18 protein-coding genes and 6 pseudogenes are annotated in these 23,733 nt (G+C 71.8%); 16 read left to right on the top strand and 8 right to left on the bottom strand.

The window, feature by feature from the left end; all coding sequences use genetic code 11:
* Positions 1-22 precede the first annotated feature (22 nt).
* The 8 genes from IG90_RS0136475 (at position 23) to IG90_RS0136440 (ending at position 8,395) form a co-directional block, all read left to right on the top strand.
* Positions 23-2,863 carry a DNA translocase FtsK gene (locus tag IG90_RS0136475; protein ID WP_051860403.1) on the top strand — a complete coding sequence of 947 codons (2,841 nt, stop codon included), beginning with the start codon at positions 23-25 and terminating at the stop codon, positions 2,861-2,863.
* Between the two features lie 303 nt (positions 2,864-3,166).
* On the top strand, positions 3,167-3,967 hold the full coding sequence (locus IG90_RS0136470) for a helix-turn-helix domain-containing protein (RefSeq protein ID WP_030594666.1): 801 nt from the start codon (positions 3,167-3,169) through the stop codon (positions 3,965-3,967).
* Between the two features lie 165 nt (positions 3,968-4,132).
* The gene (rimO, locus tag IG90_RS0136465) at positions 4,133-5,614 is read left to right on the top strand and encodes a 30S ribosomal protein S12 methylthiotransferase RimO (protein ID WP_030594663.1); all 1,482 of its coding nucleotides are present in this window, start codon (positions 4,133-4,135) and stop codon (positions 5,612-5,614) included.
* On the top strand, positions 5,611-6,444 hold the full coding sequence (gene pgsA, locus IG90_RS0136460; protein ID WP_030594660.1) for a CDP-diacylglycerol--glycerol-3-phosphate 3-phosphatidyltransferase: 834 nt from the start codon (positions 5,611-5,613) through the stop codon (positions 6,442-6,444). The genes rimO and pgsA overlap by 4 nt, the downstream gene beginning before the upstream one ends.
* Complete coding sequence (locus IG90_RS0136455) at positions 6,441-6,950, top strand: CinA family protein (RefSeq protein WP_030594658.1); 510 nt, start codon at positions 6,441-6,443, stop codon at positions 6,948-6,950. The genes pgsA and IG90_RS0136455 overlap by 4 nt, the downstream gene beginning before the upstream one ends.
* Positions 6,951-7,059: 109 nt before the next feature.
* Positions 7,060-7,443, top strand: coding sequence for a helix-turn-helix domain-containing protein (locus IG90_RS0136450; protein WP_003965837.1), 384 nt, complete (start codon positions 7,060-7,062; stop codon positions 7,441-7,443).
* A gap of 200 nt (positions 7,444-7,643) precedes the next feature.
* The gene (locus IG90_RS0136445) at positions 7,644-8,114 is read left to right on the top strand and encodes a Dps family protein (protein WP_030594655.1); all 471 of its coding nucleotides are present in this window, start codon (positions 7,644-7,646) and stop codon (positions 8,112-8,114) included.
* Positions 8,115-8,200: 86 nt separating this feature from the next.
* Positions 8,201-8,395, top strand: a complete 195-nt coding sequence (locus IG90_RS0136440) for a CsbD family protein (RefSeq protein ID WP_030594653.1) — start codon at positions 8,201-8,203, stop codon at positions 8,393-8,395.
* 89 nt (positions 8,396-8,484) lie between these two features.
* On the opposite strand, the pseudogene IG90_RS46450 reads toward IG90_RS0136440, so the two are convergent.
* Together IG90_RS46450 and IG90_RS47220 are read right to left on the bottom strand one after the other, a co-directional pair.
* Positions 8,485-8,643 (bottom strand): annotated as a pseudogene (locus tag IG90_RS46450) (IS30 family transposase); the annotation flags it as partial.
* A pseudogene (locus IG90_RS47220) lies at positions 8,632-8,991 on the bottom strand (helix-turn-helix domain-containing protein); the annotation flags it as partial. The pseudogenes IG90_RS47220 and IG90_RS46450, both read right to left, overlap by 12 nt.
* A 402-nt stretch (positions 8,992-9,393) precedes the next feature.
* Between IG90_RS47220 and IG90_RS46440 the strand changes: the two are divergent.
* On the top strand, positions 9,394-9,681 hold the full coding sequence (locus IG90_RS46440) for a hypothetical protein (protein ID WP_078585524.1): 288 nt from the start codon (positions 9,394-9,396) through the stop codon (positions 9,679-9,681).
* On the opposite strand, the gene IG90_RS0136435 is transcribed toward IG90_RS46440, so the two are convergent.
* Positions 9,629-10,393 (bottom strand): SDR family NAD(P)-dependent oxidoreductase, encoded by a 765-nt coding sequence (locus IG90_RS0136435; protein WP_030594650.1) that lies wholly within the window; start codon positions 10,391-10,393, stop codon positions 9,629-9,631. The two genes, IG90_RS46440 and IG90_RS0136435, sit on opposite strands and share 53 nt — an antisense overlap.
* 168 nt (positions 10,394-10,561) lie before the next feature.
* Between IG90_RS0136435 and IG90_RS40175 the strand changes: the two are divergent.
* Positions 10,562-11,197 (top strand): annotated as a pseudogene (locus IG90_RS40175) (transposase family protein); the annotation flags it as partial.
* Between the two features lie 57 nt (positions 11,198-11,254).
* Here IG90_RS40175 and IG90_RS0136425 read toward each other — a convergent pair.
* Complete coding sequence (locus IG90_RS0136425) at positions 11,255-12,085, bottom strand: DNA-formamidopyrimidine glycosylase family protein (protein WP_030594647.1); 831 nt, start codon at positions 12,083-12,085, stop codon at positions 11,255-11,257.
* Positions 12,086-12,162: 77 nt separating this feature from the next.
* Positions 12,163-16,751, bottom strand: a pseudogene (locus IG90_RS40170) (Lhr family ATP-dependent helicase).
* Between the two features lie 126 nt (positions 16,752-16,877).
* Here IG90_RS40170 and IG90_RS0136415 point away from each other — a divergent pair.
* The 3 genes from IG90_RS0136415 to IG90_RS0136405 all read left to right on the top strand — a co-directional run bounded on the left by IG90_RS0136415 (position 16,878) and on the right by IG90_RS0136405 (position 18,973).
* Entirely contained in the window at positions 16,878-17,726 is an 849-nt protein-coding gene (locus IG90_RS0136415) for an AraC family transcriptional regulator (RefSeq protein WP_030594645.1), read from the top strand.
* 129 nt (positions 17,727-17,855) lie between these two features.
* A complete protein-coding gene (locus tag IG90_RS0136410) occupies positions 17,856-18,671 on the top strand; it encodes an AzlC family ABC transporter permease (protein WP_030594644.1) in 816 nt (271 codons plus the stop codon).
* The gene (locus IG90_RS0136405; protein WP_003965829.1) at positions 18,668-18,973 is read left to right on the top strand and encodes an AzlD domain-containing protein; all 306 of its coding nucleotides are present in this window, start codon (positions 18,668-18,670) and stop codon (positions 18,971-18,973) included. The genes IG90_RS0136410 and IG90_RS0136405 overlap by 4 nt, the downstream gene beginning before the upstream one ends.
* Before the next feature lie 60 nt (positions 18,974-19,033).
* Here IG90_RS0136405 and IG90_RS0136400 read toward each other — a convergent pair whose 3' ends face one another.
* A complete protein-coding gene (locus IG90_RS0136400) occupies positions 19,034-19,948 on the bottom strand; it encodes a hypothetical protein (protein ID WP_030594642.1) in 915 nt (304 codons plus the stop codon).
* 79 nt (positions 19,949-20,027) lie between these two features.
* Here IG90_RS0136400 and IG90_RS0136395 point away from each other — a divergent pair, with 79 nt between their 5' ends.
* Both IG90_RS0136395 and IG90_RS0136390 read left to right on the top strand, forming a co-directional pair.
* On the top strand, positions 20,028-20,222 hold the full coding sequence (locus tag IG90_RS0136395) for a DUF3046 domain-containing protein (protein WP_030594640.1): 195 nt from the start codon (positions 20,028-20,030) through the stop codon (positions 20,220-20,222).
* 260 nt (positions 20,223-20,482) lie between these two features.
* Positions 20,483-21,667, top strand: coding sequence for an AI-2E family transporter (locus tag IG90_RS0136390; protein ID WP_051860401.1), 1,185 nt, complete (start codon positions 20,483-20,485; stop codon positions 21,665-21,667).
* 18 nt (positions 21,668-21,685) lie between these two features.
* On the opposite strand, the gene IG90_RS0136385 is transcribed toward IG90_RS0136390, so the two are convergent.
* Positions 21,686-22,570 carry an SDR family oxidoreductase gene (locus IG90_RS0136385; RefSeq protein WP_030594635.1) on the bottom strand — a complete coding sequence of 295 codons (885 nt, stop codon included), beginning with the start codon at positions 22,568-22,570 and terminating at the stop codon, positions 21,686-21,688.
* Between the two features lie 124 nt (positions 22,571-22,694).
* Positions 22,695-23,281: pseudogene (locus IG90_RS42990) on the bottom strand (dihydrofolate reductase family protein); the annotation flags it as partial.
* Positions 23,282-23,438: 157 nt separating this feature from the next.
* Between IG90_RS42990 and IG90_RS46775 the strand changes: the two are divergent.
* Positions 23,439-23,733 (top strand): annotated as a pseudogene (locus IG90_RS46775) (hypothetical protein); the annotation flags it as partial.

The following is a 23,733-nucleotide window of genomic DNA, read 5'->3' as shown; positions in this document are numbered from 1 at the left end:
CGACAGCGGTAACCTCGGCACCATGGCCTCACGTACGTCCGGCAAGGGTTCCCAGGGCACGGCGGGCACCGCGAAGCGCGTCGGCCGTACCTCGGGCCCGGCGAAGAGAGCCGCGCCCGCCAAGAAGACCGCGCCCAAGAAGTCGGCTGCTCCCGCGAAGAAGGCTCCCGCGAAGAAGACGGCGGCCAAGAAGCCCGCACCCAAACCCGCACCGTCACCCACCGGGGGCATCTACCGGCTGGTGCGGGCGGTCTGGCTCGGGGCGGCGCACGGCGTCGGCGCGCTGTTCCGCTCGATAGGGCGGGGAGCCAAAGGACTTGACCCCGCCCACCGCAAGGACGGGCTCGCGCTGCTGCTGCTCGGCCTGGCGCTGATCGTCGCCGCGGGCACCTGGTCCAATCTCCAGGGACCGGTCGGCGACCTGGTCGAGATGCTGGTGACCGGGGCCTTCGGCCGGCTCGATCTGCTCGCGCCGATACTGCTGGGCGCCATGGCGGTGCGGCTGATCCTGTACCCGGAGCGGCCCGAGGCCAACGGGCGCATCGTCATCGGGCTGTCCGCCCTGGTCATCGGGGTCCTCGGACAGGTCCACATCGCCTGCGGTTCGCCGGGCCGGGAGGCGGGCACCGAGGCGATGCAGGACGCGGGCGGGCTGGTCGGCTGGGCCACCTCCAAGCCGCTGATCTTCATGATGGGCGAGGTGCTGGCCGTACCGCTGCTGGTGCTCCTGACCGTGTTCGGGCTCCTCGTCGTCACCGCCACCCCGGTCAACGCCATTCCGCAGCGGCTGCGTGAGCTCGGTGTCCGCCTCGGCATCGTGGAACCGGCACCCGAGGCCGGCGAAGTGTACGAGGACGACGACGAGCGCTACGACGAACAGTGGCGTGAGGCGCTGCCCGAGCGGTCCCGCCGACGCGGCGCACGGCGCACGGACGTGGACGCGGACCCGGTCTACGACCACGACCAGGCCGAGGCGGAAGCGCTCACCAAGCGCAGGAGGCCCCGCAGGCCTTCCGCGCAGCCCGCGATGAACCGGCCGCTGGACGCGGTGGACGTCGCGGCCGCCGCTGCCGCCGCCCTCGACGGGGCCGTGCTCAACGGCATGCCGCCCTCGCCGGTCGTCGCCGACCTGACCCAGGGCGTCTCCGTGGACCGGGAGCGCACCGGGACGCCCGTCCCCGGCGCCAGGGAGGCCGAGCGGGACGGGGCGGTCACGTCCGGGGCGGGGCGTCGGCCGGACCGGTCCGAGGACGCCGACGACGCGACCGGCGGTGACCGTTCCGGTGGAACCTCCGGCCGGTCCGGTGCCGTTCCTGATCTGACCAAGCCCGCACCGGAGCGTTCCGAGGGCCTGCCTGCCCGCGCCGAGCAGCTCCAGCTGTCCGGCGACATCACGTACTCGCTGCCCTCGCTGGACCTGCTGGAGCGCGGCGGACCGGGCAAGACCCGCAGCGCCGCCAACGACGTCGTCGTCGCCTCGCTGACCAACGTCTTCACCGAGTTCAAGGTCGACGCCGCGGTCACCGGCTTCACCCGGGGCCCGACGGTCACCCGTTACGAGATCGAGCTCGGCCCCGCCGTGAAGGTCGAGAAGATCACGGCCCTGGCCAAGAACATCGCGTACGCCGTGGCCAGCCCGGACGTGCGGATCATCTCGCCGATCCCGGGCAAGTCCGCCGTCGGCATCGAGATCCCCAACTCCGACCGCGAGATGGTCAACCTCGGCGATGTGCTGCGCCTCGCGGACGCCGCCGAGGACGACCACCCGATGCTCGTGGCGCTCGGCAAGAACGTCGAGGGCGGCTACGAGATGGCCAACCTCGCCAAGATGCCGCACGTCCTGGTCGCCGGCGCCACCGGTTCCGGCAAGTCCTCCTGCATCAACTGCCTGATCACCTCGATCATGGTGCGGGCCACCCCGGACGACGTGCGGATGGTCCTCGTCGACCCCAAGCGCGTCGAGCTCACCGCGTACGAGGGCATCCCCCACCTCATCACCCCGATCATCACCAACCCCAAGAAGGCCGCCGAGGCGCTCCAGTGGGTCGTGCGGGAGATGGACCTGCGCTACGACGACCTCGCCAACTTCGGCTACCGGCACATCGACGACTTCAACCACGCGGTCCGCAACGGCAAGTGCAAGGCGCCCGAGGGCAGCGAGCGCGAGCTGTCCCCGTACCCGTACCTGCTGGTGATCGTCGACGAGCTGGCCGACCTGATGATGGTGGCCCCGCGTGATGTCGAGGACTCGATCGTCCGCATCACCCAGCTGGCCCGCGCGGCCGGCATCCACCTGGTGCTCGCCACCCAGCGCCCCTCGGTCGACGTGGTGACCGGCCTGATCAAGGCGAACGTGCCCTCCCGGCTCGCCTTCGCCACCTCCTCGCTCGCCGACAGCCGGGTCATCCTCGACCAGCCCGGCGCCGAGAAGCTCATCGGCAAGGGCGACGGACTCTTCCTCCCGATGGGGGCCAACAAACCCACCCGTATGCAGGGAGCGTTCGTCACCGAGGACGAGGTCGCCGCCGTCGTCCAGCACTGCAAGGACCAGATGGCCCCGGTCTTCCGGGACGACGTCGTGGTGGGGACGAAGCAGAAGAAGGAGATCGACGAGGACATCGGCGACGACCTGGACCTGCTCTGTCAGGCCGCCGAGCTGGTCGTCTCCACCCAGTTCGGATCGACCTCGATGCTCCAGCGCAAGCTCCGGGTCGGCTTCGCGAAGGCGGGCCGGCTGATGGACCTGATGGAGTCCCGCAACATCGTCGGACCCAGCGAGGGCTCCAAGGCGCGCGACGTCATGGTGAAACCCGACGAGCTCGACGGGGTGTTGGCCGTCATCCGCGGGGAATCCGCTCCGTAAAGGTTTTGTGGGCAACCGTTTCGCACGGTCGTACGTCCAGTTGAAGGGAGGGACGGAACCGTGCTCCTCCTCGCAGCTCGCTCCGTCGTCACCTCACCCGTACCCCCACCCCGTTCGGCCCACTACAGGTTGCCCAGTCCTCGATCGGGGCCGTGTTCCGCCCCCGCTCCGCCCCGGAGCCGGTGGCGGGGCCGTCCGGCGAGCCCGATGGCGTACAAAGTCGGCCCTCCCGGTTGCCCCTCCTTTTCGTACCCCCCCTAGACTGAACATCCAGCAGGTGGCTCACGCTCGAAAGGCGCCCCCGTGTCCATCGGCAACTCCCCCGAAGACGACCGGCCTTCGATCGGTCGTGCCCTTCAGCAGGCTCGAATCGCCGCAGGTCTGACGGTCGAGGAAGTCAGCAGCTCCACCCGGGTGCGCATCCCCATCGTGCACGCGATCGAGCAGGACGACTTCTCCCGCTGCGGCGGCGACGTCTACGCCCGCGGCCACATCCGCACGCTCGCCCGTGCCGTCGGTCTCGATCCGGAACCGCTGGTCGAGGAGTACGACGCCGATCACGGCGGCCGTCCCGCACCGACCCCCGCGGCACCGCTGTTCGAAGCGGAACGCATCCGCTCCGAACCCCGGCGGCCCAACTGGACCGCCGCCATGGTCGCGGCGATCGTCGCCGTGATCGGGTTCGTCGGCTTCACGCTCCTCAGCGGCGAGGACGAACCCTCGAACACCGCGCAGATCGCGGAGGGCTCCAAGCCCGACAAGACCGCGGCCAAGCCCACCGCGACCAAGCCCTCCGCCTCCAAGCCCGTGCCCTCCGAGAGCGCCATCGCCGCCGCCCCCCGGGACAAGGTGACGGTCAAACTCAGCGCGGACCGGGGCAAGAGCTGGATCTCGGCCAAGGACCACAACGGCCGGCTGCTCTTCGACGGGCTGCTGCTCCAGGGCGAGTCCAAGACCTTCCAGGACAAGGAGCGCATCGACCTCGTCCTCGGCGACGCCGGGGCGATCGAGCTCTTCGTCAACGGCAAGCAGGTCGAGGACCGCTTCGGTCCCGGCCAGGTCGAGCGGCTCTCGTACACCAAGGGCGACCCCGAGGCCGGCTGATCCGCCGTCCTCCGCTTGCGTACACGTCCCGACGGGCGTCCGGCCTCGCGCCGGGCGCCCGTCGGCGTTCCCCGGCCCGGCCCGCCTGCTACGGGGAGTAACAGCGGCGGGGGCAGGCAACCCTGCACGGCAGGGGGACCGTCGGGACAAAGTAGTCTTGAGTCCATGCCCGAACGCCGTACCGTCGCCCTTGTCACTCTTGGCTGCGCCCGTAACGAGGTGGACTCGGAGGAGCTTGCAGGCCGCTTGGCAGCGGACGGCTGGGACCTCGTCGAGGATGCCTCCGACGCGGATGTCGCAGTCGTCAACACCTGTGGGTTCGTCGAAGCCGCCAAGAAGGACTCCGTCGACGCCCTGCTCGAAGCCAACGATCTCAAGGATCACGGCCGCACCCAGGCCGTCGTCGCCGTCGGCTGCATGGCCGAGCGCTACGGCAAGGACCTCGCCGAGGCCCTGCCGGAGGCGGACGGCGTCCTCGGATTCGACGACTACGCCGACATCTCCGATCGGCTCCAGACCATCCTCAACGGCGGCGTCCACGCCTCGCACACCCCGCGCGACCGCCGCAAGCTGCTCCCGATCAGCCCCGCCGAACGGCAGGACGCCGCCGTGGCGCTGCCCGGCCACGCCCAGGAGGCACCCGCCCCGGCGCCGGAGGACCTCCCCGAAGGGGTCGCGCCGGTCTCCGGGCCGCGGGCGCCGCTGCGCCGCAGGCTCGGAACCAGCCCCGTCGCCTCGGTGAAGCTCGCCTCCGGCTGCGACCGCCGCTGTTCCTTCTGCGCCATCCCCTCCTTCCGCGGCTCGTTCATCTCGCGGCGCCCCTCGGACGTGCTCCAGGAGACCCGCTGGCTGGCCGAGCAGGGCGTCAAGGAGGTCATGCTCGTCTCCGAGAACAACACCTCCTACGGCAAGGACCTCGGCGACATCCGCCTCCTGGAGACCCTGCTGCCCGAGCTGGCCGACGTGGACGGCATCGAGCGGATCCGGGTCAGCTACCTCCAGCCCGCCGAGATGCGCCCCGGCCTCATCGACGTCCTCACCTCGACGCCGAAGGTCGCCCCGTACTTCGACCTCTCCTTCCAGCACTCCGCCCCGGGCGTGCTGCGCGCGATGCGCCGCTTCGGCGACACCGACCGCTTCCTGGAGCTCCTGGACACCATCCGGAGCAAGGCCCCCCAGGCCGGCGCCCGCTCCAACTTCATCGTCGGCTTCCCCGGCGAGACCGAGGCGGACCTCGCCGAGCTGGAACGCTTCCTCACCGGCGCCCGCCTCGACGCGATCGGCGTCTTCGGCTACTCCGACGAGGACGGCACCGAGGCGGTCGGCTACGAGAACAAGCTCGACGCCGACACCATCGCGGAGCGCCTCGCCCACATCTCCCAACTGGCCGAGGAGCTGACCTCGCAGCGGGCCGAGGAGCGCGTCGGAGAGACCCTCAAGGTGCTGGTGGAGTCCGTGGAGTCGGAGGACGACGGCGAGGTCGCGATCGGACGCGCGGCGCACCAGGCTCCCGAAACCGATGGCCAGGTGGTCTTCACCACACGCGAGGGACTCGTGCCTGGCCGTATGGTCGAGGCAAAGGCAGTGGGCACCATGGGCGTCGACCTGGTGGCCGAACACCACGAGCTCGCGGAGGCAGCCAGATGACCGGAGTCCCGGCATCCGCGGCAGGCGGCTCCGGCGCGAAGCCGGTCCGCGGCGGCAAGCTGGGCACTGCGGCCGTCAACCAGGCCAGCCTGTGGAACATCGCCAACATCCTCACCATGGTGCGGCTGCTGCTCGTGCCCGGCTTCGTGCTGCTGCTGTTCCACGAAGGCGGATACGACCCGGTCTGGCGCTCCTTCGCCTGGGCGGCCTTCGCCATCGCGATGATCACCGACCTGTTCGACGGTCATCTGGCTCGGGCGTACAACCTGGTCACCGACTTCGGGAAGATCGCCGACCCGATCGCCGACAAGGCGATCATGGGCGCGGCGCTCGTCTCGCTTTCGGTCCTGGGCGATCTGCCGTGGTGGATCACCGGAGTGATTCTCGCCCGTGAGCTGGGCATCACGCTGATGCGGTTCTGGGTGATCCGCCATGCGGTGATCCCGGCCAGCAGAGGCGGCAAGCTGAAGACGCTCGCGCAGGGGACGGCGGCCGGGATGTACGTCCTGGTGCTCACCGGACCCCTGGCGACCCTGCGCTTCTGGATGATGATGGTCGCCGTCGTGCTGACGGTCGTCACCGGACTCGATTACGTACGCCAAGCGGTCGTCCTGCGCCGCAAGGGCCTCGCCGCCGAGCGCGCCGCATCCGCCGAGCGGGCCACGGAGGCCATGGAGGCCACGGAGGCGCTTCCGGCCTCCGGCGCCACCGTGGCGTGCGCTGCGGCTGATGGTCAGGCTCCTGCCGGTCCGGCCGCAGGCGCTGTGGCCGGTTCGGCGGACGTACGACGTACTGCCGAGGCGCGCGACACCGCGGAGGCCGAGCGGTGACAGCCGCTGCCCGGGTGCTCCGGCTTCTCGGAGCGCGGGGCGAGACGCTCGCCGTCGCCGAATCGCTGACGGGCGGCCTGGTCGCCGCCGACCTGACCTCCGTGCCCGGTGCCTCCCGATCCTTCCGGGGATCGGTGACGGCCTACGCCACCTTCCTGAAGCGGGACGTCCTGGGCGTCGACGGGAACCTCCTGGCGGAGCGCGGAGCCGTGGACCCCGAGGTCGCGCTGCAGATGGCGGCCGGTGTGCGCCGGGTTCTCGACGCGGACTGGGGCGTCTCCACCACGGGGGTCGCGGGGCCGGAACCCCAGGACGGGCAGCCGGTCGGCACCGTCTACGTGGCCGTGGCCGGGCCCTCCGGCATCGAGAAAGTGACAGCTCTGCGGTTGAATGGTGGGAGGGCGGATATCCGTAGTGAGAGTGTGCGAAGCGTTCTTGAACTGCTCGCGAGCGAACTCGGTGAGAATGCGCGGGCACAGGATACGGAACAGAACGGGGGGAATTGATGTTTGCAGCCCTGAGTGAACACGACATCGCTCCCCGCACGGCCGCAGCACAAGGCGGTACGGTAGGGCGTGAAGGATGCGGCTACGCGGTCCGAGGAGGGAGCCACCGATGATTCTGCTCCGTCGCCTGCTGGGTGACGTGCTGCGTCGGCAGCGCCAGCGCCAAGGCCGTACTCTGCGCGAAGTCTCCTCGTCCGCCCGGGTCTCGCTCGGTTATCTGTCCGAGGTGGAGCGGGGGCAGAAGGAGGCATCCTCCGAGCTGCTCTCCGCGATTTGCGACGCGCTTGACGTACGGATGTCCGAGCTCATGCGTGAAGTGAGCGACGAGCTCTCGCTCGCTGAGCTGGCCGAGTCGGCAGCTGCCAGTGATCCGGTCCCAGTACCGGTTCGTCCCATGCTCAATTCCGTCTCCGTCTCGTCGGTCGCAGGAGTGCCGTCGGGTCGGGTGACCATCAAGGCGCCCGCGGAAGCGGTGGACGTCGTCGCCGCCTGATCCGCGCGGCACAGTTGCTCGACCGGAGTCCCGGTCGGCCCCTCAGGGGGCCGGCCGGGACTTCTGCGTTGTGCGTGTGAGCCCGGGGCCAGTGGGCACACGGAGGACAAGGCCCACATGACCGTTTTGCTTCATATGTGCCATCGTGGGTGATGCACTGAGACGGTCAGTGAAACGGCTGACGGATAGGAGTAGCGCACATGTCTGTGGTCAAGAGCACGTTGTCCGAGGGTGATCTCAAGGTCGTGGGAACGGCGCTGCAAGGCGCGCTGGTCGACCTCGTCGACCTCTCCCTGGTGGCCAAGCAGGTCCATTGGAACGTGGTCGGTCCGCGCTTCCGATCCGTGCACCTTCAGCTCGACGACGTCGTCGTCACGGCCCGGCAGCACTCCGACACGGTCGCCGAGCGCGCCTCGGCGGTCGGGGTCAACCCGGACGGGCGCTCGGGCACGGTGGCCAAGGAGACCGCAATCGCGTCCGTGCCCGAGGGCTGGATCAAGGACACCGACGCCGTCAGGATCCTGGTCGACGCGCTGGGCGTGGTCATCGGCCGGATGCGGGAGCGCATCGAGGCGACCGACGAGCCGGACCCGATCACCCAGGACCTGCTGATCGGGCTGACGGCGGAGCTCGAGAAGCATGCCTGGATGTTCCAGGCGGAAAGCGCCTGACCGGCGTCCGACGGGCGTCCGAGCGATCCAAGCGGCCCGAGGGGCCCGAGTGATCTGAGTGATCCGAGTGGAAAGGGAGCGGCATCGTGAGTGGTGACAGCGCTAAGGACAAGATCAAGGGCAAGGGCAAGGAAGCGGTCGGCAAGCTGACGGGCGACCACCGCAAGGAGGCCGAGGGCAAGACCGACCAGACCAAGGGCCGGGCCAAGGACGCGGTGGGCGAGGCCGGTGACCGCGCGAAGGGTGTCAAGGACTCCCTCCGCAGCGACGACGACAGGTAGTCCCGCGGCCCTCCGTGCCCATCCCGGGGTTCGCGTGAGCACAGTGGCCCCGCCGTCCGGCGAATTCCAGGGGTCGTTGAGCTCAGTGATCAACTGGCTGTTGCCAGGAGTTTGGCGAGGCGCTCGGCTGGGGTATCCCAGCCGAGCGTTCTGCGTGGTCGGCACTTGAGTCCGGCGGCGACGGCCGCTTGGTCCTCGGGGGTGTGGGAGGTGAGGTCGGTGCCCTTCGGGAAGTACTGCCGGACCACGTTCATCTCCGGCCGGTCGGGGAATCGGGTCCGCAGAGCCTGGCAGATCTGCTCGGTACTCCAAGTCTTTCGAGGTGGTTCTGGATGACGTCACGCAGCTCGGGGTTCTGGCCGATCTTGCCCGCCTTGGGCGGGCGAGCCGTCGCTCGGCCCGTCAATGCGCGTGGAAGGGCTGGTGGGCGAACCCGCCCCGGGGCGTCGGTCGCCGGTTGGGCCGTACCTCACGGCTGATGGTGGAAGGGCTGCGGCGCGGCCGACGGCCATCTGCCGAACGGGAGCCTTCTCCCGGAGACGGTCCGCGATGTGGATGCGGTCGCACTCACGCACGTAACGCGAGGGCGGAGGCGGTTCCTCCGGGACCGGAGCGGGTCCCCTCCCGGCAACGGGTAGATCGGAGGAACAGCCTTCCTGCCGCCTGGTGGTGAGTGCCAGTCGTTACGCCACCGCCTACCGGTACGCAGATGGCTCCCGGCGATCCGGGCCGCTTCCCGGATGCTGTAGCCCTGCTCCATGAGCAGGAAGTACGCAGCCCGCTCGCGGGCCCTTCCCTTCCCGGTCGGCCGCCCCCGGTTCTCCCGGGTCTCGAAGTCCATCGCATCCCCTGAGCTGGGGTGTTGCAACGACGACCAGAACTCAGGCATCCGCCCGGGGGACTCCTGTGCGGGTGGCCCCTCGGTCGGACGTTCTGGATGCACCGCTGCCGCTGCCAGGGGAAACTGCCGGAAAGGACGTCGGCCGCAGGAGGCAGCGATGAAACGGCGTTGGGTGCCGGCGCTGGTTCTCGGCGGGCTGTGGTGGTGGGCGGTGCTCCGGCTGGTGCTGCATCCGGATCAGGCAGGACTGGTGGAGGGGACGGTGGCGGCGGGGGGCTGGGGGCTGAGCCTGTTGCCGGTGCATGTCGCGGCGGTCGTGCCGGTGAACCCGGTGAGCCCGATGGGTGCGGTGGCTTCGGTGGCTCCGGCGGGTTCGTCGACGAGGTGGCGGCCTACCAGGGCATGGCGACGCCGCCGTTCGGCCGGAGGATCTGACCAGTCATGAAGGCCGAGGCGTCCGAGGCCAGGTGCAGCACGGTATGGGCGACGTCCTCGGGCTCACCGACCCGGCCCAGCGGGGAGATCCGGGCCATCGTCGCCTCCGCCCGGTGCCGGCCGGCGGTATCGTGCCGGTCGGTCATCGGCGTACGGATCCAGCCGGGCGCGACGGCGTTCACCCGAATGGCGTGGGACCCCAGCTCCGTGGCGAGCGTCTTGGTGAGCTGCACCACGGCGGCCTTCGCGACGCTGTAGCAGAGCAGACCCGCGCCCGCGGAATCCACGGCGCCGGACGCCATCGTGATCAGCGAGCCGGGGGCGGAGCGGGCCGTCATGGAGCGGGCGACTTCCTGGCAGGCGTACAGCACCCCCTTGAAATTGACCGCCAGCACCCGGTCCAGGTCCTCGTCCGCCGTCTCCAGCACGCTGCTGGTGTGCATGATCCCGGCTACGGCGACCAGGATGTCGAGACGCCCGGCCGCGCCGACCGCGGTCCGGACCTGGTCGCGTTCGGTGACGTCGAGGGGGTGGGTCCGGGCGCTGCCGCCCGCGTCGGTGATCAGGTCGTACGTCCGGCGCAGGCCCGTCTCGTCACGGTCCGCGCAGTGCACCGTGGCTCCGGCCTCCGCGAGCAGCAGGGCGCTCGCCCGTCCTATACCGCTCGCCGCACCGGTGATGAACGCGGCGCGGCCCGTGAGGTCGTACGCGGATAGGGGCATGACGGGACCGTACGACCGGATCTGACGGGGCGTCAACACGTTCCGCCGGACACCCCCCGGTGTGTTGTCCCGGGACGCTGGTGACACGCGTGCCGGGTTCTTGAAATGGGTGAGGGCCTCCAGGCTCGGTGTGGATTGCGACCTTTGCACCGACCCGAGGAGCCCCTCGTGTCCCACCGAAATGCCCCGCTGACCGAGACCGGTCGGCTCCGCCCGGCCCGCTGCGTCGTGGACGAGGGCCGGCCGCTGCGCCGGGCCGCGGAACGCTTCCAGGTCAGCCGTACCACCGCTGCGCGCCGGGCCACCCGCCACCGACGGTTCGGCATCGCCGGAATGAGTGCCGGACCACCCGTCCGCACCACCAGCCGCTGCGAACCCCGGCCGCAATCGAGGAACACGTTCTGCGGCTGCGCAGCGAGCATCGGATCGCTGGGACTGGCCGCCCGATGCGGGATCGCACCGTCGATCGCCCAGCGCATCCTCACCCGGCACGGTCTGCCGCCCCTGGCCGCACTCGACCGGGCCACCGGCGAGCCCGTCCGCCGCCACGAAGGCGTCCGGCCGGGCGAACGCGTCCACATCGACGTCAAGTAGCTCGGCCGAATCCCCGACGGCGGCGGACACAGAGTCCTCGGCAGGCCAGCCGGCAGCCCGTACAAGGACCGTCGCCACGGGGCGGGACACGCCTGCCTCCACACCTCCCTCGACGACCACGCCCGCCTCGCCTGCACAGAAGACCTGCCCGACGAGACCGCCCCGACCTGCGCCGCCTCCCTCGCGCGGGCCACCGCCTGGCTCGCCGCCCGGCATCGCAGGCCGAACACCCGCCAGCCGCGTCACCGGCCTGCCGGAACAACACAGCTAGGGGGTCGGGCCTCGTTGGCAGCCGGGGCACCAGTAGGTGGGCCGGTCGTCCTGGTCGGCGAGACGGATCGGGGCGCCGCAGCGCAGACAGGGACGCCGGGTGCGCCCGTAGACGTACAGCCGCTCCTGTACGCGAACGGTCGCCCCGGTGGGCGGGCCCGGCGGGGTGCGGAGTTCGGAGGTGATGGTCGTGATGCGGGTGGGGCGGTCGCGGTTGGCGTGCAGCAGGCGCTCGGCCAGGGTGACGAGCCGGGGGAGTACGCCGTCAGGGAGGGCGCCCACGGGGAGCCAGGGGGTGACGCGGGCCAGGAAGCACAGCTCGCATTTGTAGACATTGCCGATGCCCGCCAGATTGCGCTGGTCCAGGAGGGCCTCGCCGAGAGGGCGCTCCGGTGTGGTCAGCAGTCTGTCCAGGGCGAGGCCGGGGTCCCAGTCGGGGCCCAGCAGGTCCGGCCCCAGATGGCCGACGGCCCGGCTCTCCTCGCTGGTGCGCAGCAGTTCCAGCACGGGGAGCCGGTAGCCGACGGCGGTGTGCTCCGCGTTGGCGAGGACCGCGCGGATCTGGTGTCCCGGGCCGCCGCGCCAGCGCTCGCCCGGCGCGTACACCCGCCAGGACCCGTCCATCCGGAGGTGGCTGTGCAGGGTCAGGCCGCCCTCGATCCGGGTCAGCAGGTGCTTGCCGCGCGCGGTGACGTCCAGGACGGTCCGGCCCGTGAGGTCGGCGGTGGCGAAGCGGGGGACGCGCAGGTCCGACCGGGTCAGCACCTGCCCCGCCAGTGCCTCGTGCAGCCGGGCGGCGGTCTGCAGGACGGTGTCTCCTTCGGGCATGCCTCCATGATGGGTGCGCCGGGCCGGTTGTGCGCCGACCTGCTTCGGGGATCGGGCCGTGGAGGTCGGGGCTCCGGTCAGGCGCGCAGGCGCAGGCCTCTGGGGGTGGCGAGGAACCCGGCCGCCTCCAGCGTCCGGCCCAGCGGCGAGGTGAGGGAGGAGACGCCGTTCGTCCGCTCCACCGTCACCGTGCCCAGGGCGCCGGCGCGGGCCGAGGCGGCCAGGGCCTCGGCCGCCGCGCGCAGGGCCGGGGCCTCGGGGTCGGACGGCCAGGCCAGGAGGGTCTTGCCGCCGCGCTCCATGTAGAGCGTCAGCTCGCCGTCGACGAGGACCACCAGCGCCCCCGCCTTGCGGCCCGGCTTGTGTCCGGCGCCGTCCGGGGACCCGGGCCACGGCAGGGCCGCGCCGTAGGCGTTGGCCGGGTCGGCCGCGGCGAGCACCAGGGCCTGGGGCGCGGTGTCCGGATCCCGGCGGTCACGCGCCGTGGACGCCGCCCGCAGCCGGTCCACCGCGCCGTCCATCGCGAACTGGGCGGCCCCGAGCCCCTCGACCACATAGCCGCGCCGCGCCTGCCCGTTGTCCTCGAAGGCGGCCAGAACGCGGTACGTCGCGGAGAAGCCGCCCTCCACTCCCTCGGCCTGCACCGCGCCCCGAGTCACCACGCCGTGCCGGTGCGGGACGCGGGGCGGGCGGCGGCGGTGAGCGAGCCGTAACGCCCGCGCGGGACGCTGCGCCGGGAACGGTGGGCCGTCGAGCCCGCCGTCCGTCCCGAGCCCAGGAGCGAACGCAGCGGGGCCAGGGTGTCGTTGGTGAGCCGCCCGGACCAGGCCAGGTCCCACAGGGCGTCGGCCAGCTGCTGGTCCGTGCAGTCCGGGTGGGTCGTGGCCCGCACCTGGTCCGCGATCTGGCGGAAGAAGAGGCCGTATCCCCCGGAGAGCGTGGTGAGCGCGGACTCGTGGAGCGCCGACAGCTCCAGCGGATGCGGTGGAGGCAGGAGCAGCGGCGCACTGTCGGCGAGGTAGAGGGAGACCCAGCCGTCCTTGCCGGGCAGCGCCCCCGCACCGGCCCAGACGACCTCGCCCGTGGTCGTCAGCTCGTCGAGCATCGCCGGGGAATAGCCCATGACCCGGCTCGGCAGGATCAGCTTCTCCAACGCCGAGGCGGGAACGGGCGCGCCCTGGAGCTGCTCGACGGCGCGGGCCAGCCCGTCGATGCCCCGCAGGCTGTTGGAGCCGAAGTGCTGCCACTGGGGGAGGAAGGAGGCGAGGGCCGGGGGCGGCACCGGCTCCAGCTCCTGGCGGAGTGCCGCCAGCGATCGGCGGCGGAGTCGGCGCAGAACCGTGGCGTCGCACCATTCCTGGCCGATGCCCGCCGGATGGAACTCACCCTGGACGGTCCTGCCGGAGGCCGACAGCCGTTGCAGCGCGCCGTCGGTGACGGCGGCGCCGAGCCCGAAGCGCTCGGCGGCCCGGGCGGCGGTGAACGGGCCGTGCGTCCGCGCGAAGCGGGCGAGGAGGTCGCCGAGCGGGTCCTTCACCGGCTCGGTGAACGCCTCGGGGACGCCGACCGGAAGCGCGGTGCCCAGGGCGTCGCGCAGCCGGCCCGCGTCCTCGATCGCCGCCCAGTGGTCGGCGCCGGCGATCCGGACCTGGATCGCCCGGCGGGCCGCCGCCAGCTCCGGCGCCCAGGACGGTTCGGCCCCCCGCTCGGCGAGCTCGGCGTCGGTGAGGGGACCGAGCACGCGCAGCAGGTCGGCGACCCCCTCGACGTCCTTGATCCGCCGGTCCTCGGTGAGCCACTGCAGCTCCCGCTCCAGCTCGCTGAGGACCTCGGGGTCGAGCAGTTCGCGCAGTTCCGCCTGGCCCAGCAGCTCCGCGAGGAGATGGGAATCCAGGGAGAGGGCGGCGGCGCGCCGTTCGGCGAGCGGTGAGTCGCCCTCGTACAGGAACTGGGCGACGTAGCCGAAGAGGAGCGAGCGGGCGAACGGCGAGGGCTCCTGGGTGGTCACCTCGACCAGCCGGACCCGGCGCGCCTCCAGGTCGCCCATCAGTTCTGTGAGCCCGGGGACGTCGAACACGTCCTGGAGGCATTCGCGGACGGCCTCCAGAACGATCGGGAACGAACCGAACTCCGAGGCGACCTGGAGCAGCTGGGAGGCCCGCTGGCGCTGCTGCCAGAGCGGGGTGCGCTTGCCGGGGGAGCGCCGGGGCAACAGCAGGGCGCGCGCGGCGCACTCCCGGAACCGGGCGGCGAACAGGGCCGAGCCGCCCACCTGGTCGGTCACGATCTGTTGGACCTCGCCCCGGTCGAAGACGACGTCGGCGGCGCCCACCGGGGGCTGGTCGCTGTCGTACGCCACGCCTCCCGGCACCGGTCCGTCGTTCCCGGCGCCCGGGTCCCCCGGGGTGTCGAAATCGAGCAGGTCCAGGCCCATCATGTCCGCGTCGGGGAGCCGCAGCACGATGCCGTCGTCGGCGTGCATGACCTGGGCGTCCATGCCGTAACGCTCACCGAGGCGGGCGGAGAGCGCGAGCGCCCACGGGGCGTGCACCTGGGCGCCGAAGGGGGAGTGTACGACGACCCGCCAGTCGCCCAGCTCGTCCCGGAACCGCTCGACCAGGATCGTCCGGTCGTCCGGCACATGGCCGCAGGCCCGGCGCTGCTCGTCGAGGTAGGCCAGGATGTTGTCCGCCGCCCAGGCGTCGAGTCCGGCGGCGAGCAGGCGCAGCCGGGCGTCATCGTCGGACAGGCCGCCGATCTCACGGAGGAAGGCCCCCAGAGCCCGGCCGAGCTCCAGCGGGCGGCCCAGCTGGTCGCCCTTCCAGAACGGCAGCCGGCCCGGAACGCCCGGGGCGGGCGAGACCAGGACGCGGTCCCGGGTGATGTCCTCGATCCGCCAGGACGTGGTGCCCAGGGTGAAGACGTCCCCGACGCGGGACTCGTAGACCATCTCCTCGTCCAGCTCGCCGACCCGTCCGCCGCCCTTCTTCGGGTCGGCCCCGGCCAGGAAGACCCCGAAGAGTCCCCGGTCGGGAATGGTGCCGCCCGAGGTGACGGCGAGCCGCTGCGCGCCGGGGCGGCCCGTGACCGTACCCCCGACGCGGTCCCACACCACTCGGGGGCGCAGCTCCGCGAAAGCGTCGGAGGGGTAGCGTCCGGCGAGCATGTCGAGCACGGCGGTGAACGCCGACTCGGGGAGCGAGGCGAACGGGGCGGCCCGCCGGACCAGGGCCAGCAGGTCGTCGGCCTGCCAGCTGTCCAGGGCCACCATGGCGACGAGCTGCTGCGCCAGGACGTCCAGCGGATTGGACGGGATGCGCAGCGCCTCGATGGCCCCTTGGCGCATCCGTTCGGTGACGACGGCGGCCTGCACCAGATCGCCGCGGTACTTCGGGAAGACCACCCCGGTGGAGACCGCGCCCACCTGGTGCCCGGCCCGGCCCACCCGCTGGAGGCCCGAGGCGACGGAGGGCGGGGACTCCACCTGGATCACCAGGTCGACCGCGCCCATGTCGATGCCGAGCTCCAGGCTGGAGGTGGCGACCACGGCGGGCAGCCGGCCCGCCTTGAGATCCTCCTCGACCTGGGCCCGCTGCTCCTTGGAGACCGAGCCGTGGTGGGCACGGGCCAGCAGGGCCGGGGCACCCCGGCCCGCGCCGGACTGGGCCATGATCTCGGCGGGGGCGTGGGCCTCCGGGAGGGCGGGGGCCGGGTTGTCGGGGTCGAACGCGGTGCCGGTCGCCCGCTCGTACGCGATCTCGTTCAGCCGGTTGCACAGCCGCTCCGCCAGCCGCCGGGAGTTGGCGAAGACGATGGTGGAGCGGTGTGACTGCACGAGATCGGCGATGCGCTCCTCGACATGCGGCCAGATCGAGGGCTTGTCCGCCTGGGCCGAGTCGCCGTCGGTCGCGGGGGAGCCGCCCAGCTCGCCCAGATCCTCGACCGGGACGACGACCGAGAGGTCGAACTCCTTGGTGGACCGTGGCTGGACGATCTCCACCTTGCGCTGCGGCGACAGGAAGCGGGCCACCTCGTCGACCGGCCGGACCGTCGCGGACAGGCCGATGCGCCGGGCGGGGCGGGGCAGCAGCTCGTCGAGACGCTCCAGGGAGAGGGCGAGGTGGGCGCCGCGCTTCGTCCCGGCGACCGCGTGCACCTCGTCGAGGATCACCGTCTCGACGCCGGCCAGCGCGTCCCTGGCGGAGGACGTCAGCATCAGGAACAGCGACTCGGGGGTGGTGATCAGGATGTCCGGCGGCCTGGTCACCATGGAGCGCCGCTCGGCCGGCGGGGTGTCCCCGGACCGGATGCCGACCCGCACCTCCGGCTCCGGCAGGCCCAGGCGCACCGACTCCTGGCGGATGCCGGTCAGCGGCGAGCGGAGGTTGCGCTCGACGTCGACCGCGAGGGCCTTGAGCGGGGACACGTACAGCACGCGGCAGCGCTTCTTCGCCTCGGCCGGCGGCGGCTCGGCCGCCAGCCGGTCCAGCGAGGCGAGGAACGCGGCCAGCGTCTTGCCGGAACCGGTCGGCGCGACGACCAGGACATCACTGCCCTCGCCGATGGCCCGCCAGGCACCCTCCTGCGCGGCGGTGGGCGCGCTGAAGGCCCCGGCGAACCAACTGCGGGTCGCGGGCGAGAAGGCGTCGAGAGCGGAGCCGGTCATGTCCCCCATCGTGCACCCCGTCACTGACAACGGGCCGGAGACACCGCCCGCGACGGCCCGCCCGCACCGTGGCACACGGTCTCGCCCACACCGAGGCACACGGCCAGGACCTGCGAGAATGTCTGCATGGCGGGAGCGAACGGCACGGAGGAATGGGCGCGGCACTGGCAGTACGCCGCGCTGCCCGACCTCGATCTGCTGCGCGCCCGGTACGTCCGCCACACCTTCCCCCGGCACAGTCACGAGGGCTACGTCTTCGGAGCGGTCACCGGCGGGGTGGAGGACGTGGGGATGCCGGGCGGCACCGTCCACGCGGTGCCGGGAACGGTCGTCATGATCAACCCGGAGGTGCCGCACACCGCCCGCTCCGGGGCGCCCGAGGGCTGGGCGTACGCCACGCTCTACCCGTCGGCCCAGGTCGTGAACGACATCGCGGCCGAGGTGACGTCCCTGCGCGGCACGGTCGGCTTCGCCGAGAGCCGCGTGACCGATCCCCACGCGTCCCAACTGATCACCGAGGTGCACCGGGCGGCGGAGGAGGGCAACGCGCTGGCGGCCGACAGCCTGCTGCGGGTCCTGGTCACCCGGCTCCTCAGCCGGCACGGCAGCCCGTTGCCCGGGCTGACCGCGCACGCCGGGGGAGCGCGGAACGCCGTGCGGGCCCGGGCCGCGCTGGAGGAGCGCATGGCCGCCCCGCCCACGCTGGAGACGCTCGCCGCCGAGCTGGGCACCGGCCCGTTCGCGCTGCTGAGGGCCTTCAAGAAGGAGTACGGGATGCCGCCCCACACATGGCTCACCGACGCCCGGGTGCGCAGGGCCCGCCGCATGCTCGACGCCGGCGTCGCACCCGCCGAGGCCGCGACCGCCGTCGGCTTCACGGACCAGCCGCACCTCAACCGTCACTTCACCCGGATCGTGGGGGTGCCGCCCGGCGCCTACCAGCGCGAGCGCGGTGTGCTGCGGCCCGGTCGGTGAGTGCGACGACGTACCCAGCGGTGGGCGCGCGAGGACGTACGAGCCGGTGGGTGTGCGATGACGTACCGGCCGGTGGGTGTGCAAGAACGTACAAGACCCGGCCCGAACGATCCCCGTAGCGTTCCGGGCGTGGCAGAACAGACAGCACCCCCAGAGAGCACCGGCGCACCCGGTGCCATATCCGCCGGTCCGCCCGGCCCGGCGGCCGAGACCCGACCGGACAAGCCGGACGCGGCGGTCGTCCGGGACGCGCTCGGCGTCGGCATCGCCGTCGGGCTCTCCGGCTTCGCCTTCGGCGTCACCTCCGCCGGCTCCGGCCTCAGCCTGCTCCAGACCTGCGTCCTGAGTCTTCTCGTCTTCACCGGCGCCTCGCAGTTCGCCCTGGTCGGTGCGCTGGCCGCGGGCGGCAACCCCTACACGGCGGCGGCCGGGGCGTTCTTCCTGGGCGTCCGGAACGCTTTCTACGGTCTGCGGCTCTCGCAACTGCTCGCCCTTCCCCGTGCGGTACGGCCCTTCGCCGCCCACTGGGTCATCGACGAGACGACCGCGGTCACCCTGCCTCAGCCCACCCGGCGGGCCGCGCGCATCGGTTTCACGGTCACCGGGCTCACCCTGTACGTGCTGTGGAACCTCACCACCCTGGTGGGTGCGCTGGGTGCCGAGGCGCTGGGCGACACCGACGCGTGGGGCCTGGACGCGGCGAGTCCCGCGGTGTTCCTCGCGCTGCTCGCTCCGATGCTCAAGAGCACCACCGAACGCGTCACGGCTGGGCTGGCCGTCCTGCTGGCCCTGACGCTGCTGCCCGTTCTGCCGGCGGGTGTACCCGTTCTGCTGTCCGCGTTCGCGGCGCCGATCGTCCTCTTCCTGATGGGACGGACGAAGCGGGGAGCGGACACCAAGGACGACGCTGCGGCACAGCGGAAGAAGGGGGAGCGGCACTCATGAACGTCTGGATCGCTATCGGACTGACCGTGGCGGGCTGCTACCTCGCCAAGCTCCTGGGCCTGCTGGTGCCCGCGGGCGTGCTGGAGCGTCCGCTGGTCCAGCGGATGGCCGCCCTGCTGCCCGTCGCGCTGCTGGCGGCGCTCACCGCGCAGCAGACCTTCGGCGACGGCCAGCAGCTCGTCCTCGACGCCCGTGCCGCAGGTCTCGGGGCGGCGGCGCTCGCCCTGGTCCTGCGCGCTCCCTTCTTGGTCGTGGTGGGTGCGGGCGTTCTGGTCACGGCGGGCGTCCGCGCGCTGGCCTGAGCGTCGGGCGCCTGAGGGGCGAAGGGGCGGAGGCACCCGAGCGGGACGCCGGATACGCGGTCAGCCGAGCGGGCGACCGTACGCGCGGAGCGTCCCCAGGGCCCTGAGCGTCACCAGGGGACGCCCTTCCAGTGCTGTTCCCGGGGCCCACTGGCGCCAGGTCACGGGCCATCCGCCGTCGTCCTGCTGCTCGGCGGCCAGGTGGTCGAGCGAGCGCTCCAGCTCCTCGTCCGTGAACCAGCGGCGGGCCAGGGACCCGGGTGTACGGGCGTAGTCGTGCGGGAAGTGGTGCTCGCCCGGTGCGTAGCCCGTCGCCACCGGGTACTCCGCCCGCCGGGAGGGGTCGAGCACCGCGAGCCGCTGTTCGCGCACCAGGCGGCCGAGCCGGTCGGCCGCCGCCTCGGCGCGGGCCCGGTCCGGGGCGCCGTCCAGGAAGGCGACCGCGGCCTCGACCTCGTAAGGATGGGACTGTTCCAGAGCCTCGACGGCGCTCCAGCAGAAGTCCGTCGCCCGGAACAGCCAGGCGTGCCAGACCTGATTGCCGTGCAGCAGCCCGACGACCGGTCCGGTCGCGAGCAGCTCGGCCGGCGGGTCGTCCACGATCGGGATGAACGGTGCCGCGGGATAGCCGCGCTGCGTGGGAAGCAGAGCGGGTAACGCGCCTTCTTTGGTTGATACATCGGTCAGATAGCGACAGATCCGTTCCACGCGCCGTCCCTCGCAGCGGTCGATCGAATCAAGAACGCTCAGCGCATGGGCGGTGTGCAGCGGCTGGCTGACCGGACCCCGGAGATCGGGTTCCAGCGCGTGACCGTAGCCGCCGTCCTCGTTCAGATAGGCGGAGAGGGCCGTCTCGACGGCGTCGGGATCTCCGCCGAGGAAGCCGTGGGCGAACCTGCGCTGTTCGAGGACGCGGGCCGTGAGCCAGATGAACTGCTCGGCGCGGGCGAGGGTGTTTGCTCCGGTTCCAGCCATGGACCGACCGTAGAGGGGAAATGAGCCGGGCACATGCCCGGCGGACCGGCTGCACTCTCAGGAGCGGGATACTGGTGGCATGCGGTTGACGATTTTCTGGGAGCGGATGGCCGACCACTTCGGTGCGGCCTACGCGGATTCCTTCGCCCGTGACCATGTGATGGCCGAACTCGGCGGCCGCACGGTGCACCAGGCGCTGGACGCGGGCTGGGACGCCAAAGACGTCTGGCGCGGGGTCTGCGCGGCCATGGACGTCCCGGCGGACATGCGCTGAAATTCGTGCGGGTCCCGGGGGACATGCGCCGGACGTCGTGCGCGTCCCGGCGGACATGCGCTGAACGCCGCGGAGACCCGTTCCGGGCCGGTGCGGAGCCGGGACGGCCGACTCGGGGCGGGGGACAGGTGACCGGAGGCATGGGCCAGACTTGTCCCGTGCCCTCGACAGACGAGACCGTCCCGGTCCAGCCGTCCGCCACCCCACCCGCCCCGCCGGCCGCACCACCCGTGCCGCCGTCCGGTGCCGGTGGGGTCCGTATGCCCGGCTGGCTGCCGCGTGCGATGGTGCTGGCCCTGGCGCTCTACGCCTGCTTCCAGCTCAGCAGCTGGGCGTTCGACCAGCTCATCGGGCTGCTGACGAACGTACTGATCGCGTTCTTCCTCGCACTCGCCATCGAGCCCGCGGTCAGCCGGATGGCGAGTCGCGGGATACGCCGCGGGCTGGCCACGTTCCTCGTCTTCCTCGGCCTGATGATCTTCGGCGTCGGATTCGTGGTGCTGCTGGGGTCGATGCTCGCGGGCCAGATCGTCGACATGGTCGACGAGTTCCCCAAGTACATCGACTCGGTGATCAACTGGGTCAACCAGACCTTCCGCACCGAACTCTCCCGGGTCGAGGTCCAGGACAGCCTGCTGCACTCCGACTGGTTGCAGAAGTACGTCCAGAACAGCGCCACCGGAGTGCTCGACGTCTCCACCACGGTGCTGGGCGGGCTGTTCCGGCTTCTGACGATCTTCCTGTTCTCCTTCTACTTCGCGGCCGACGGCCCCCGGCTCCGCCGCGCCCTGTGCTCCGTCCTGCCGCCGGCCCGGCAGACCGAGGTGCTGCGCGCCTGGGAGATCGCGGTCGACAAGACCGGCGGGTACATCTACTCGCGCGGTCTGATGGCGCTGATCTCCGGCGTCGCGCACTACATCCTGCTGGTGATCCTCGGAGTGCCCTACGCCCCGGCGCTCGCGGTCTGGGTCGGACTCGTCTCGCAGTTCATCCCCACCATCGGCACGTATCTCGCGGGTGCTCTGCCCATGCTGATCGCCTTCACGGTCGACCCCTGGTACGCGCTGTGGGTGCTCGGGTTCGTCGTGATCTACCAACAGTTCGAGAACTATGTGCTCCAGCCCAAGCTGACCGCGAAGACCGTCGACATCCACCCAGCGGTCGCCTTCGGTTCGGTCATCGCCGGCACGGCGCTGCTCGGCGCGGTCGGCGCACTGGTCGCCATCCCCGCCGTCGCCACGCTCCAGGCGTTCCTCGGCGCCTATGTGAAGCGGTACGACGTCACCGACGACCCACGCGTGCACGGGGGAAGCAGCCGCGTTCCCAGGAGGCCGTTGCCGTCACGGATGCGCCGCCTGGTGAACGGGCCCAGGACGGCCGGCCCCGGGGGAGCGGAGGGCACGTCGGGCACGTCGGGCGGGCCTGGCGGGTCGCCTCAGCGGTAGCCCGTCCAGCGGGTGGCCTCAGCGGTAGCCGGTCACGTCGGCCGGCAGGCCCGGGTCCTGGACCTCGGTCAGATAACGCCAGGCGTCGGGCCGGCTCCCGTCCACATCGGTGAATCCGTACACCTGGGCGAGCTGCCCGCTGGAGAGCGATCTGCCGTTCCAGCTGGCCACCTCGGGGTCGCCGGCGAGGGCGGCCACGGCACGGCCGACGTACGCGGGGGACTCGGAGATCGCGAAGTGGGGCGAGTGCGCGACGGCGTCACGCCAGGTGGCCTCGGTCACCCCGTGGGCCTGGAGCATGGCCTCGGACCGGAGCCAGCCCGGGGTGAGCGCCACGGCCGTCGCGCGGTGCGGTGCGAGTTCATGGCCGAGGGCGAAGGCCATCCGGTTCACCGCGGCCTTGGCCAGGTCGTAGAAGAACGAGACGCGGTAGTTGGACGCGTTGTACTCGTCCGTCCCGTCGGTCATCTCGACGACCAGCCCGCCCGGAGTCTCGATCAGCAGCGGCAGCGCGAAGTGACTGGTGATGGCGTGGGTGTCGACGGCCAGCCGCAGGGTGTGCAGCCCGGTGTCGAGCGACGACTCCCACACCGGCTTGCCCCACTCGATCTCGGCGCCCCAGATGTCGTTCACCAGGATGTGCAGGGCCCCCTGCTCGCTCGCGATGCGGGCCACGAGCGCCCTGACCCGGTCGGGAACCAGATGGTCGGCCTGGACGGCGATCCCCCGCCCGCCCGCCGCGTCGACCAGGGCCGCCGTCTCCTCGATCGTTTCGGGCCGGTCCATCTCCGAGCGCTCGGACCTGCTCGTTCGACCGGTCACGTACACGGTCGCCCCGGCGGCGCCGAGCTGGACGGCGATCCCCCGGCCGGCCCCGCGGGTGCCTCCGGCGACGAGCGCCACACGGCCGGCCAGGTCGGATCCGGGGGCCTGCCCTCCGTGGGGTGTTCCGGGTTCCGCAGTCGCTCCCATACCGACCGAATATAGGGCGATACGCCGAGCTGTGCAGGCGGTCGGCGGCGGGGCAGGGCGGCACGCGGTAGGACCATGGGTCACCGAGACCGCCGCGTGCGCCGCCACCTGCTCGAGATCCGGTGACGGCACGCTGTTGAAGAGGCGGGTGCCGGTACCGCACGTGAACGGCATGATGTGCAGCCGCAGCTCGTCGATCAGGCCCGCGGCGAAGGTACTGGTCGATGGTCCTCGCGCCGCCGCGATCGACACGTCGCGGTCTCCGGCCGCCTCGCGGGCCTGACGCGGCGCGGCCTCGATGCCTTCGGTGACGAAGTGGAACGCGTGCCGCCGGCCATGGCTGCGGGTCGCGCGGATGGTGGGTGAGCACAAAGACCGGTGCGTGGTACGGAGGGGCCCCCGTGCCGCGCACCGGGGCCGAACATGTTGCGGCCCATGACGAAGGCGCCGACCGTCGCCGGCCGGTCGAGCTCGGCCCGTCGCAGCTCCGGCGTCGCGAACATCCAGGAGTGCAGCCGGCCGCCCCAGCCGTCGCCGCCGTCGTCGCCGAACGGACGCTGCTCGCTCTGATCGAGCCCGGCTGGGTATCCGTCGACGGAGATGGGGGATACCGCAGGTCACCCTGCCTGAATGTCCGCTCATCGTGCCGTCCTCCTGGGGCGGCCTTCCGTCGCCTGCGCGATGAACCGTCCGATGCGGCTGTCGCAGGGTGGACCGCTCCGGCCCCGCGAACTCGTCGCGCCGCGTGGCCGCCGTTCCCGCGTGGTGCGCTTGACACCAAAATCGAACATCTATTCTGATGGGACTCCGGCCGGGTTTTGCCGGGCCCGACCGTGGAGTTGTCCACAGGCCGGGAGGACGTCGAGGCCCATTGTCAGTGGCAGGGGTTAGCGTCTGTGACGTGAAGCGATCGACTCAAGCAAATCGGGTGGAACCCATGGCAGGAAACGACCGCGAGAAGGCGCTGGACGCCGCCCTCGCACAGATTGAACGACAGTTCGGCAAGGGTGCGGTGATGCGCCTCGGTGAGCGGCCGAACGAGCCCATCGAGGTCATCCCCACGGGTTCGACCGCCCTCGACGTCGCCCTCGGCG

Source organism: Streptomyces anulatus, from assembly GCF_000721175.1.
Taxonomy (GTDB): Bacteria; Actinomycetota; Actinomycetes; order Streptomycetales; family Streptomycetaceae; genus Streptomyces; species Streptomyces anulatus_C.
The sequence above is the reverse complement of the archived record's forward strand: the minus strand, read 5'-3'. Positions and strand labels throughout refer to the sequence as shown.

Coding starts and splice junctions, on each gene's coding strand:
- IG90_RS0136475 (WP_051860403.1), top strand. CDS start 23: ATGGCCTCACGTACGTCCGGCAAGGGTTCCCAGGGCACGGCGGGCACC.
- rimO (WP_030594663.1), top strand. CDS start 4,133: ATGCCCGAACGCCGTACCGTCGCCCTTGTCACTCTTGGCTGCGCCCGT.
- pgsA (WP_030594660.1), top strand. CDS start 5,611: ATGACCGGAGTCCCGGCATCCGCGGCAGGCGGCTCCGGCGCGAAGCCG.
- IG90_RS0136450 (WP_003965837.1), top strand. CDS start 7,060: ATGATTCTGCTCCGTCGCCTGCTGGGTGACGTGCTGCGTCGGCAGCGC.
- IG90_RS0136445 (WP_030594655.1), top strand. CDS start 7,644: ATGTCTGTGGTCAAGAGCACGTTGTCCGAGGGTGATCTCAAGGTCGTG.
- IG90_RS46440 (WP_078585524.1), top strand. CDS start 9,394: ATGAAACGGCGTTGGGTGCCGGCGCTGGTTCTCGGCGGGCTGTGGTGG.
- IG90_RS0136435 (WP_030594650.1), bottom strand. CDS start 10,393: ATGCCCCTATCCGCGTACGACCTCACGGGCCGCGCCGCGTTCATCACC.
- IG90_RS0136425 (WP_030594647.1), bottom strand. CDS start 12,085: ATGCCCGAAGGAGACACCGTCCTGCAGACCGCCGCCCGGCTGCACGAG.
- IG90_RS0136415 (WP_030594645.1), top strand. CDS start 16,878: ATGGCGGGAGCGAACGGCACGGAGGAATGGGCGCGGCACTGGCAGTAC.
- IG90_RS0136405 (WP_003965829.1), top strand. CDS start 18,668: ATGAACGTCTGGATCGCTATCGGACTGACCGTGGCGGGCTGCTACCTC.
- IG90_RS0136400 (WP_030594642.1), bottom strand. CDS start 19,948: ATGGCTGGAACCGGAGCAAACACCCTCGCCCGCGCCGAGCAGTTCATC.
- IG90_RS0136395 (WP_030594640.1), top strand. CDS start 20,028: ATGCGGTTGACGATTTTCTGGGAGCGGATGGCCGACCACTTCGGTGCG.
- IG90_RS0136390 (WP_051860401.1), top strand. CDS start 20,483: ATGCCCGGCTGGCTGCCGCGTGCGATGGTGCTGGCCCTGGCGCTCTAC.